Origin of the sequence: Sneathiella sp., assembly GCF_036844445.1 — a bacterium.
Taxonomy (GTDB): domain Bacteria; phylum Pseudomonadota; class Alphaproteobacteria; order Sneathiellales; family Sneathiellaceae; genus Sneathiella.
In genome coordinates, this window is sequence record NZ_DAIUFV010000005.1 from 59221 (window position 1) to 69993 (window position 10773).

The 10773-nt window shown below is 57.8% G+C and carries 15 protein-coding genes and 1 other RNA gene; 14 read left to right on the forward strand and 2 right to left on the reverse strand.

Annotated features, from left to right (window positions below):
- Position 1: 1 nt before the first annotated feature.
- Positions 2 to 991 carry an acrylyl-CoA reductase (NADPH) gene (gene acuI, locus V7Z56_RS11100; RefSeq protein ID WP_334129519.1) on the reverse strand — a complete coding sequence of 330 codons (990 nt, stop codon included), beginning with the start codon at positions 989 to 991 and terminating at the stop codon, positions 2 to 4.
- A 158-nt stretch (positions 992 to 1149) separates the two neighbouring features.
- On the opposite strand from acuI, the gene V7Z56_RS11105 reads away from it, so the two are divergent.
- Positions 1150 to 1413 carry an usg protein gene (locus tag V7Z56_RS11105; RefSeq protein ID WP_334129520.1) on the forward strand — a complete coding sequence of 88 codons (264 nt, stop codon included), beginning with the start codon at positions 1150 to 1152 and terminating at the stop codon, positions 1411 to 1413.
- 8 nt (positions 1414 to 1421) lie between these two features.
- On the opposite strand, the gene pyrC is transcribed toward V7Z56_RS11105, so the two are convergent.
- Positions 1422 to 2507 (reverse strand): dihydroorotase, encoded by a 1086-nt coding sequence (gene pyrC / locus V7Z56_RS11110; RefSeq protein WP_334129522.1) that lies wholly within the window; start codon positions 2505 to 2507, stop codon positions 1422 to 1424.
- Positions 2508 to 2633: 126 nt separating this feature from the next.
- Here pyrC and ygfZ point away from each other — a divergent pair, with 126 nt between their 5' ends.
- The 13 genes from ygfZ to V7Z56_RS11175 all read left to right on the forward strand — a co-directional run bounded on the left by ygfZ (position 2634) and on the right by V7Z56_RS11175 (position 10759).
- Positions 2634 to 3521, forward strand: coding sequence for a CAF17-like 4Fe-4S cluster assembly/insertion protein YgfZ (ygfZ, locus tag V7Z56_RS11115; RefSeq protein WP_334129523.1), 888 nt, complete (start codon positions 2634 to 2636; stop codon positions 3519 to 3521).
- A gap of 85 nt (positions 3522 to 3606) precedes the next feature.
- Positions 3607 to 4176, forward strand: a complete 570-nt coding sequence (locus V7Z56_RS11120; protein ID WP_334129524.1) for a DNA-3-methyladenine glycosylase I — start codon at positions 3607 to 3609, stop codon at positions 4174 to 4176.
- 4 nt (positions 4177 to 4180) lie between these two features.
- Positions 4181 to 4519 (forward strand): DUF1491 family protein, encoded by a 339-nt coding sequence (locus V7Z56_RS11125; protein WP_334129526.1) that lies wholly within the window; start codon positions 4181 to 4183, stop codon positions 4517 to 4519.
- 127 nt (positions 4520 to 4646) lie between these two features.
- A complete protein-coding gene (locus V7Z56_RS11130) occupies positions 4647 to 5441 on the forward strand; it encodes a thymidylate synthase (RefSeq protein WP_334129527.1) in 795 nt (264 codons plus the stop codon).
- 6 nt (positions 5442 to 5447) lie between these two features.
- A complete protein-coding gene (locus V7Z56_RS11135; protein ID WP_334129528.1) occupies positions 5448 to 5975 on the forward strand; it encodes a dihydrofolate reductase in 528 nt (175 codons plus the stop codon).
- A gap of 9 nt (positions 5976 to 5984) precedes the next feature.
- Positions 5985 to 6320, forward strand: a transfer-messenger RNA (tmRNA) gene (ssrA, locus tag V7Z56_RS11140).
- A 93-nt stretch (positions 6321 to 6413) separates the two neighbouring features.
- A complete protein-coding gene (locus tag V7Z56_RS11145) occupies positions 6414 to 6899 on the forward strand; it encodes an SspB family protein (protein ID WP_334129529.1) in 486 nt (161 codons plus the stop codon).
- A gap of 51 nt (positions 6900 to 6950) precedes the next feature.
- The gene (locus V7Z56_RS11150; protein WP_334129530.1) at positions 6951 to 8561 is read left to right on the forward strand and encodes a fumarate hydratase; all 1611 of its coding nucleotides are present in this window, start codon (positions 6951 to 6953) and stop codon (positions 8559 to 8561) included.
- A complete protein-coding gene (locus V7Z56_RS11155) occupies positions 8539 to 8835 on the forward strand; it encodes a ribbon-helix-helix domain-containing protein (RefSeq protein WP_334129531.1) in 297 nt (98 codons plus the stop codon). Before V7Z56_RS11150 ends, V7Z56_RS11155 begins: the two co-directional genes overlap by 23 nt.
- A 65-nt stretch (positions 8836 to 8900) precedes the next feature.
- Positions 8901 to 9113 carry a DUF4169 family protein gene (locus V7Z56_RS11160; protein WP_334129532.1) on the forward strand — a complete coding sequence of 71 codons (213 nt, stop codon included), beginning with the start codon at positions 8901 to 8903 and terminating at the stop codon, positions 9111 to 9113.
- A 109-nt stretch (positions 9114 to 9222) separates the two neighbouring features.
- Complete coding sequence (locus tag V7Z56_RS11165; RefSeq protein ID WP_334129533.1) at positions 9223 to 9381, forward strand: hypothetical protein; 159 nt, start codon at positions 9223 to 9225, stop codon at positions 9379 to 9381.
- Between the two features lie 132 nt (positions 9382 to 9513).
- Complete coding sequence (locus V7Z56_RS11170; RefSeq protein WP_334129534.1) at positions 9514 to 10392, forward strand: haloalkane dehalogenase; 879 nt, start codon at positions 9514 to 9516, stop codon at positions 10390 to 10392.
- A gap of 28 nt (positions 10393 to 10420) precedes the next feature.
- Entirely contained in the window at positions 10421 to 10759 is a 339-nt protein-coding gene (locus V7Z56_RS11175) for a hypothetical protein (protein WP_334129535.1), read from the forward strand.
- Positions 10760 to 10773 lie beyond the last annotated feature (14 nt).

Consider the following 10773-nt stretch of genomic DNA (forward strand, 5'->3'; position numbering starts at 1 on the left):
CTCAGGCATTGACGTCAATCACGACACGGCCCTTGATCTTCCCGTTCAGGATATCGGCGGCGAGCGCCGGGAGATTGCTCATCGGCTCAACGCGCGTCATATCGGCGAACAGCGATTTGTCGAGATCGGTGGCAAGCCGGCCCCACGCCTCGATGCGTTTTTCGCGCGGCGCCATCACGCTGTCGACGCCGAGCAGCGAGACATTGCGAAGGATGAAGGGAAGCACGGTCGCCGGCAGGTCATTGCCGCCGGCAAGACCGCACGCCGCAACGGAACCGCCATATTTGATCTGCGCAAGCACCGCCGCGAGGGTCTTGCTGCCGACGCAATCGACCGCCGCCGCCCAGCGCTCCTTATCAAGCGGACGCCCTGCGCCCATGGTATCTTCCCGGCTGATAACCGACGCGGCACCCAGTTTTTCAAGATAGGGCGCGGTCTCGGCGCGGCCGCTTGATGCAATCACGCGGTAGCCGAGTTTCGCAAGAAGCGCCGTCGCGACAGAGCCGACGCCGCCGGCGGCGCCCGTCACCAGAACCTCGCCCTGATCCGGCGTCACCCCGGCTTTCTCAAGCGCCAGAACACAGAGCATGGACGTGTAGCCCGCCGTGCCGATGGCCATCGCTTCCTGCAGCGTGAAGGCATCCGGCAGCTTGATCAGCCATTCGGGCTTCAGCTTCTGCTTCTGGCTATAGCCGCCCCAGTACAGCTCCGACAGGCCATAGCCGTTGACGATGACTTTATCGCCGGGCTTGAAATCCGCGGATTTGCTTTCGACAACCGTGCCGGCAAGGTCGATCCCGCCGACCATCGGCACACGCCGTGCGATCTTCTTGCCGAGCACCGCTAGGCCATCCTTGTAGTTCAGCGTCGAATAGGAGACGTCGACCAGTACGTCCTCATCCGGCAGATCCGCCACCGTCAGCGTCTTGAAACTTGCTTTCTGTTTGCCCTCCTGGTCGTCGATGACCAGCGCCCTGAAGCTCTCGCTCATGTCATATTCCTTATTTCGTGAGTATTCCTGATTTATAGCCTGTTCACGCATTGATGAACAGCATTTCACAGGCAATTGTTTTTTAAGAATAACCCGATAGTATTATTATATAACCCTAATACAGGTTCTCTTGTCGCGTGATCGCAAAGGAGCTGGTTATGTTGGAAATTGAAAAGAAGCTGAAAGGATATGTGCTGACGACGGCGGAAATTCTTTACCATCTGCCGGACTATCCGGATTTTCTCCAAACCTATATCTGGCAGGAATATGATCTGGCGCCGAAATATCCGACCTTGCACAAATTCCTTGATTTCTGGCAGCGGGAACTGGACGGAAAGCTGCATTCCGTCCGCTTTGCCTCCAACAAACTGATCTATCCCGGCGAAATCCGCTTTGCATCCGGCAGCTACGAGCTGCACTGAATAATCGGTCAGTCGCCGGCGTCAGACAAGCGCCACCCGACCGTTTCGCCGCCAAGAAAGGGAACCAGGGCGCCGTACGCTGTTTCGATCCGCTCAAGGGCAAGGGTTTCCACCGGCTCCAGTGTTACGCGCCCCTCATTGAGCGGCAGACCGTAAAATTTCGGCCCGTTTTCGGATGCGAACGCTTCCAGATGCTGCAGCGCCCCCTCTTCTTCAAAAACGGACGCATAGCTCTCCAGCGCATATGGCGCGTTAAAGAGACCGGCGCAGCCGCAGGCCGCCTCTTTGTCCTGCACAGCATGGGGCGCGCTGTCGGTGCCGAGAAAAAACTTTTCCGATCCCGACGTCGCGGCCTTGCGAAGTGCAAGGCGATGCGTCTCCCGCTTCGCGATCGGCAGGCAGTAATAATGCGGACGGATGCCGCCTTTGAAAATAGCGTTGCGATTAAAGACAAGATGATGCGGCGTGATGGTGGCGGCGATATTTGGGCCGCCCTCGCCGACAAAGGCGGCTGCATCCGCCGTCGTGATATGTTCGAACACCACTTTGAGCGCCGGAAAATCTTTCAGCAGCGGTGTCATCACCCGCTCGATAAAGACGGCTTCGCGATCAAAAATATCGACATCCTGATCCGTCACCTCGCCGTGTACCAGCAGCGGCATACCGATCCGCTGCATCACCTCAAGCGCGGGGTGAATATTGCGAATGTCCGTAACGCCGTGGCTGGAATTGGTCGTGGCATTGGCCGGGTACAACTTCGCGGCCGTGAAAATGCTGGCGGCAAAGCCGCGCTCCAGCTCAGAGGGGTCAATGCTGTCGGTGAGATAACAGGTCATGAGCGGCGTGAAATTCGCCCCTGGCGGCAGCGCCGCCATAATCCGCTCCCGATAGGCGCTCGCAGCGGCCATCGCCGTGACCGGCGGCACTAGGTTCGGCATGACGATTGCCCGGGCGAACTGGCGCGCTGTATATTTCGCGACGGCGGTCAGCATCGCGCCGTCACGCAAATGCACATGCCAGTCGTCGGGCCGGCGCAGCGTGATCGCGGCGCGCGTGCCGGCGGGGATGATTTTTTCGCTTCCTGGCTCGCCCATGGATTGCCTGCCCTTCAAATACGGATACGCGCCCTTCATAATACGCCCCGGCGCTCTTGCCAAGGGGACGTTCCTGACTTACGTCTAAGAGAGTTTTCGTTAATGCCCCGGAGGCTTTTATTAATCATGGCGGAACTGACTGTCACCAAGCTCGATAATCGCACTGTTCTGGCGTTGACGGGAAAGGGTGTCTGGACGTTTCTTCAGAACCTGATCACCAACGACATGAAGGGGGTCAGCGAGACGATGGGCGTTTACGCCGCCCTGCTCACCGCGCAGGGTAAATTCCTCCATGACTTTTTTGTCCTGAAATCAGGCGACGCCTATCTTCTCGAAACCGCGAGCGAGCGCGTCGATGACCTGATCCGTCGCCTGACCCTTTATAAGCTGAGGGCAGATGTATCGATCGCCAAAACAGAGCGGCGCGTGTTCGCCCTCTTCGGCGCGGATGCCATACGCGCCGCCGGGCTCGATGCGGCGCCCGGCGCAAGCCGCGAGGAGGCGGAGACGATCTTCTTTGTCGATCCGCGCGAGACGTCGCTTGGCGTGCGGATTATTGCGGAGGGGGCATTCCGCCCCGAAGCGGTATTTCCGGACGCGATGGTGAGTGATGCCAGCGCCTACGAGACCCACCGGCTCAGTCTTGGGATCCCCGAGGGCGGACGCGATATCCAGCCGGAGAAAAACTTTCTCCTTGAAGCAAATTTCGAGGAACTGAACGGCGTCAGCTTCTCCAAAGGCTGCTATGTCGGGCAGGAACTTACCGCCCGCACGAAATATCGCGGCACCATCAAGAAGCGGCTTATGCGAATAGAGTATGACGGCGACCTCGCAGCCGGTGACCGGATTACCCTTGAGGGCCGAGAGGTTGGCGAAGTCAGGAGCTTTGATAAGGGTCAGGGCATGGCGCTGATCCGCCTTGACGCGCTGCAGGGGGAGGCCGCTGCGCTCGAGCCCGCGGGCATTCGCATTCAGGAGCCGGATTATCTCGATCTTTCGCAGTCCCCCGCCTGATCTCCCGCCCGATTTTCCTTGCGAGACCCGTTCTGGCCCGCTATTTTTCGGAACATATAGGGAACGGACATGAGAAGGGATCAGGATGGAACGCTGTAGCTGGTACGGGGACGATCCCCTCTATAAAGCCTATCATGACGAGGAGTGGGGCGTGCCGGAATATGACAGCCGGGCGCTCTATGAAAAACTCATCCTCGATGGGTTTCAGGCCGGGCTTTCGTGGATCACCATTCTTCGCAAGCGGGAGAATTTCAAGGCCGCCTTTGATCATTTCAACCCCGAAATCATCGCCCGCTATGACCAGACCAAAGTCGCGGCGCTGATGCAGGACAGCGGCATCATCCGCAACCGCGCCAAAATTATCGGCACCATTACCGGCGCGCGTTTGTTCCTCGAGATCGAAGAGAAGGAGGCGGGCGGATTTTCCAACCTGCTCTGGTCTTATGTCGACGGAAAACCGGTGCAGAATTCCTGGAAATTCCGATCCGAAGTGCCGGCGGAGACCGATCTCAGCCGCGCCATCTCCAAAGATCTGAAAAGCCGCGGCTTCAAATTTGTCGGCCCGACGATCATCTACGCCTTCATGCAGGCCGTCGGCATGGTCAACGATCACATGGTCGGCTGCCCCCGCCACCGCCAGCTTTCGAAGGAGTAAGCAGGTGCAGCCACGCCTTAAAGCGGAAATCTGGGTCAAGGCGCATATCCGCAAATGCGCGGTGATGAATGTGCCGGTCATGGTCGTGCGGCGCGGCGATGAAACCGCCGGGTCGGTGCTGCTCAAGATCAACCGGCTCGGCGCCGGCTGCCGGGTGCTCTCGCCAACCACGAATTTTGAGGATGGGGCGCGGCTTTGGCTGAAAGGAACGGGCAGTGACTGGGTTCTGGAAAGCGAGGCTGACGCCTATATCGAAAAGCGGGTCCGGAACGACCCCGACCTTTGGGTGCTTGAGATCGAAGATCGGGAAGGGCGGGCGTTTCTCGATGAAAAGATCGACTGAAGGGAGCGCCGGAATCGAGGATAGCGCAGTTGTCATTAGTTCGCCGTCCCCTGATTCGGACTGTCCATCGCGCCGCTTTTGCTCTATTCTTACTATATGTTCCGTGGTTTGAACCAAAAATGGCCCAATGAAACAATATCTTGATCTTCTTCGTACCGTTCGGAGTGACGGTGTCTTCAAGGCGGACCGCACCGGTGTCGGCACCTACAGTATTTTCGGCTACCAGATGCGCTTTGACCTTGCGAAAGGCTTTCCGGTCCTCACCACGAAGAAGCTGCATCTGAAATCGATCATTCATGAGCTGCTCTGGTTCCTTTCTGGCGATACGAATATCCGCTACCTAAAGGAAAACGGGGTGCGGATCTGGGATGAATGGGCCGATGAGAAGGGCGACCTCGGGCCCGTTTACGGCGCGCAGTGGCGCTCCTGGCCGCGGCCTGATGGCGGTACGATCGACCAGATTGCCAATCTCATCCATCAGATCAGGACCAATCCAAACTCCCGCCGCCTGATCGTCAGCGCATGGAACCCGGCAGAGGTGGAAAATATGGCGCTGCCGCCCTGCCACTGCCTGTTCCAGTTTTATGTCGCAAATGGAAAGCTGTCCTGCCAGCTCTATCAGCGGAGCGCCGACGTTTTCCTCGGTGTGCCCTTCAACATCGCCTCCTACGCCCTGCTCACGCATATGGTCGCGCAGGTCTCAGATCTCGAAGTCGGTGAGTTTATTCACAGCTTCGGCGATACGCATCTCTACGCCAACCATCTGGAGCAGGCGGACCTACAGCTCTCGCGCCTCCCCGGCCCGCTGCCGACGCTGCATATCAATCCCGAGGTAAAGGATATTTTTGCCTTTAAATATGAGGATTTTACCCTTAGCGATTATCACGCAGCGGCGCATATTCCAGCCCAGGTCGCGGTCTGATCGCGGATGAGTGATATTCTTCTCTCCGCCATCGTCGCCGTCTCGGACAATCGCGTGATCGGCCGCGACAATGCCCTTCCGTGGCGATTGTCGAACGATCTCAAATGGTTCAAGAGAACGACCATGGGCAAGCCCATGATCATGGGGCGCAAGACCTTTTCCTCCCTGCCGGGCCTTCTCCCGGGGCGGCCGCATATCGTTATCACCCGCGACAGCAGCTTTTCGGCTGAAGGCGCAATCGTGGTCCGCAGCATTGAGGCCGCAGTTGAAATGGCGTCAAATGAGGCGCGCCGGCTGAAGGCTTCGGAAATTGTGATTATCGGCGGCGCCGAGATCTACCGGCAAAGCCTTGCGTTCCTTGACCGGGTATATCTTACCGAGGTGCATTCCGACATCGAGGGGGATACTTTGTTCCCGGCGCTCGATCCCGCGGACTGGACGGAGACATTCCGCGAATACCACGAAAAGTCGGAACGAAACGAATTTGATCACAGCTTCGTTATTCTGGAGCGGCAGCGGCGGGCAGAAATTTAATACGGTCGCCCTCTTTCAAAATCACACGAAAACAATTATATTCAGTCTGTCGGGAAACCGACTATGGCAATAAACGTTGCATGGAATAAACGTAGCGGACCCGGGGGCGGTACCCGGCGCCTCCACCATAAAAGCAGATGCGGTACACCCCCGCCGGCTGCTTTTATGATGGGGGCGAAATAGGCTCGACGCGCGCAGTAAAGATGTAATTTTTGCCCGGTATGATACCACCGTTATCGGGTCGAAACTATAAATGCTAACGATAACGACGAAGCATTTGCCGTAGCTGCTTAATCGCACTACACGGGGTTCGGAGGGGCACCTGGCAACAGAAGCCCCTTCACTTGTTTTACAGCAGACGACGTCTGGTGGAGGTACGCCCGCGTTGGCGGGACATAACTCCCGCCGGTGCATTGGGGATGGGAGTCAGATCAGTCAATGAATGACGAAATCAATTATGCAAAGATGGTTGAAAAGGCGCTGATGGAAGTCGTCCGCGAGTCCCTCCGCCATGTTGCGCAGAACGGCCTGCCCGGTGATCAGCATTTTTATGTCACCTTCAAAACCCGCTATCCCGGCGTTGTCATTCCCGCCCATCTCGCCGAGCGCTATCCCGATGAGATGACCATCGTCCTGCAGCACCAGTTCTGGAATGTGGTTGTCGAGCCGGATTATTTCAGCGTCGATCTCAGCTTCAACCACAAACGCGAAACCCTCGTCATCCCCTTCGCGGCGCTTGCCGCATTCGCCGATCCCTCCGTCCAGTTTGGCCTGCAGTTCTCCGTTACCGTTCCGGAGCCTGAAGTTGCGCCGCTCGAGGAAACGGCTGCATCCAGCGGCGATCATGATGAGACCGGCAGCCCCGCCCCCCAGGGCGACAAGGCCGCGGAAGTCATAACCCTTGATGCGTTCCGTAAAAAATAATAATCAATAACCCGACGACCTACTCTCAATATCTCGATTGAAAGCATAACCATGCCCGAATTCCATTATCAGGAAATGTATTCCCTTGGCGCCGACGATACGCCCTATCGCAAACTGACGTCCGATCATGTCTCGACAGTCACCGTCGACGGCCGGGAGATCCTGAAAGTCGAGCCCGAGGCACTGACCCTGCTTGCCGCCGAGGCGATGCGCGACGTGGCGCATCTGTTGCGCCCGCAGCACCTGCAGCAGCTCGCCAACATCCTGAAGGATGACGAAGCATCGGAAAATGACAAATTCGTCGCGACCGAACTTCTGAAGAACGCCAATATCGCCGCCGGCATGATCCTGCCGGGCTGTCAGGATACCGGCACCGCCATCATCATGGGCAAGAAAGGGCAGTATGTCTGGACTGATGGCAAGGACAAGGAGCAGCTTTCGCGCGGCGTCTTCAAGACCTACACGGAAACCAATCTCCGCTATTCCCAGCTCGCACCGATCAGCATGTTCGAAGAGAAGAACACCGGCACGAACCTGCCCGCGCAGATCGATCTTTATGCCGTCAACGGGAATGAATATTCGTTCCTCTTCGTTGCCAAGGGCGGCGGCTCGGCCAACAAGACCTTCCTCAACCAGGCGACACCGAGCGTGCTGACGCCGGAGCGGCTGATTCCCACCATCCAGGACATGATGCTCTCGCTCGGCACGTCTGCCTGCCCACCCTACCATCTTGCGGTGGTGATCGGCGGCACCTCGGCCGAGGAGACAATGAAAACCGTGAAGCTGGCATCGACCAAATATTATGACAATCTGCCGACCAGCGGGAATGAGCATGGCCGCGCTTTCCGTGATCTCGGCATGGAAGCCGAAATCCACAAAGTCGCGCAAGGTCTCGGGATCGGCGCACAGTTCGGCGGAAAGTATTTCTGTCACGACGTGCGGGTCATCCGCCTGCCCCGCCACGGCGCGAGCGTCCCCATCGGCATCGGCGTCTCCTGCTCGGCGGACCGCCAGATCAAGGGCAAGATCACGCCCGAAGGCGTCTTCCTTGAGCAGCTTGAGACGAACCCCGCGAAATATCTGCCGGAAGTTACCGACAAGGATCTCGGCGGCAAGGTCGTCGAGATCGACCTCAACCGGCCCATGAAAGAGATTCTTGCAACGCTCAGCCAGTATCCGATCCGCACCCGCCTCAGCCTGACCGGCACGATCATCGTGGCCCGCGACCTCGCCCACAAGAAGCTGCGCGAAATGCTGGAAGCGGGCGAAGACCTGCCGCAGTATTTCAAGGATCACATCATTTATTATGCGGGCCCCGCCAAGACACCGGACGGCTACGCTTCCGGCTCGTTCGGACCGACGACGGCCGGGCGCATGGATGCCTATGTCGATCAGTTCATGGCCGCCGGCGGCAGCATGATCATGCTCGCCAAGGGCAATCGCTCCAGGGTCGTTGTCGATGCCTGTAAAAAGCATGGCGGCTTCTATCTCGGCTCGATCGGCGGTCCCGCCGCCATTCTCGCCCAGAACAACATCAAGAAGGTGGAAGTTCAGGCATTCGAGGAGTTCGGCATGGAGGCCATCTGGCGGATCGACGTCGAGAATTTCCCCGCCTTTATCGTCACGGACGACAAGGGGAATGACTTTTTCGCCCGGACGTAACGTGACCGGGGATGACGCAGCGCCGGAGCCGTCCCCTCCGGCGCAAATTGTCAAATACTCCGTCAGCCTTGCCGGCCACCGGACCAGCGTCTCGCTGGAGCCGAAGTTCTGGGAATTGCTCCAGGCGAGCGCGCGGCGGCGCAACATGAGCATCAATGCGCTGGTCTTTGAAATCGACCAGTCCCGCGCCGGAAATCTTTCGAGCGCCGTTCGCCTCTATGTCCTTGATGAACTGATCCGTCACGCCGAGATTGACTCAAGCGACACTCCGTAGCTATCCTTGCAGCGGAATAATGTTCCATTCATCCTCTGACGGACAAATGTTCAGGGCAGCCTTCCATGGGTGACGTCGTCAATCTGAATCAGTTCCGCAAAAAGCGGAACCGCAAGGAAGCAGAAGACAAGGCGCGGGATAACCGTGTCAAATACGGCCGCACGGGGTTTCAGAAGAAGCTCGAACGGCTCGAGAACCAGCGCAAGCTCACTGATCTGGAGCGAAAAAAGCTGACCCGCGAGGATCATGACGACGACGATCCGCCGAGTGCCAGTTAGCGTTTAATTTACCTTCTCCAACTTAAAATCAAATTGCCGTCATAGAATTGACGCATCCTTCTTCCATACAGGGATTGCGACACAAAGATGTTCGCATGAGGAGGTATCAATGGAATTTGAGGTACAGAAATACCCCGAGCCCACTTTGAAGGATCTGTTTGCGGATCCGGTCATGCTGGCCGTTCTCAAACGCGATGGTCTCACGGTCGACGACGTCAAGCTTGTCGTCAGCCGGTATCAGAAACGCGTGGCGCCCCGCTCTTTCTAGAGACGGCTGCCGGGCGCCGGCGTCTCCCCTTTTTACTTCTTTTGTTGTGCAGCACTGTCCGCTCGTGTTATTATCCGCGCGACCATTTTGATGCTGAAGACAGAACGGAAGTGACAAAGGAGACGACCGGACGTGACGGCAGCAACCAGATACAAGAAAAAATCCGCGACCATCCGAGGGCTGAAAATGGCCTACATTGAGGAGGGTGAGGGCGATCCGATTGTATTTTTGCACGGCAACCCGACGTCCTCCTACCTGTGGCGCAATGTGATGCCGCATCTGGAGGGTCAAGGCCGGTTGATCGCACCCGACCTTATTGGCATGGGCGATTCCGAAAAGCTGGAAGACAGCGGGCCCGACAAATACAGCTACCGCGAACATCGGGCGTTTCTCGATGATCTGCTCGGCTATCTTGACGTAACGCGCAATGCCACCTTCGTCGTGCATGACTGGGGATCCGCCCTCGGCTTCGACTGGGCCTATCGCAATCAGGCGGCGATGAAAGGCATCGCCTATATGGAGGCGATCGTCACGCCCATCGCAAGTTGGAACGACTGGCCGGACGCCGCGCGCAACATCTTTCAGGCGTTTCGCAGCCCGGCCGGGGAAGAACTCATTCTGGAGAAAAATATCTTCGTCGAACGGGTGCTGCCCGCATCCATCCTTCGCAAGCTGGAGGATGATGAAATGCGCGAGTATATACGCCCCTTCCGCAACGCCGGGGAAGACCGCCGCCCCACCCTGACGTGGCCGCGCGAGATCCCCATTGAGGGGGAACCTGAAGAGATGGTCGCGCTCGTCTCGGAATATTCCTCATGGCTGACCCAGACCGATCTGCCGAAACTCTTTATCAACGCCGATCCGGGCTCTATCCTGATCGGCCCACAGCGCGAATTCTGCCGAACCTGGCCGAACCAGACCGAGGTTACCGTCAAGGGGCTGCATTTCATTCAGGAAGACAGCCCCGACGATATCGGCCGGGCCGTGTCGGAATTCGTCGCGCGTCTCTAATGTGTCATCTCTACCAGCAGGAAATAACGTGGAAAAAAAGCCGGTAAAACTCAATGCGCTCCAGAGTAAGACGCTCATGATCCTTCAGATTCTTGCCCAGAATCCGGACAGCAGCAGCCCCGTCGGCGAAAGCGGTGAAGTCCGGATCACCCGCCTTCCCCATGCGCATGGCAATCATATGCATGTCGGCCAGTATGTCGTGGCAAGCCGCGACGCGAGCGGCCTCGCCAACAAATCGGTGTGGGCGGCGCTCAGCCGGAAAGGGCTGGTGCGCGAGAACTGGGAAGAGGAAATCATTCTGACGCCGGAAGGCCTCAACTTCCGAACGGGCCTTGAGAAGAATTTCGCTTCCGCCTCGGACCACTAAGCAGGCCCGGGAGG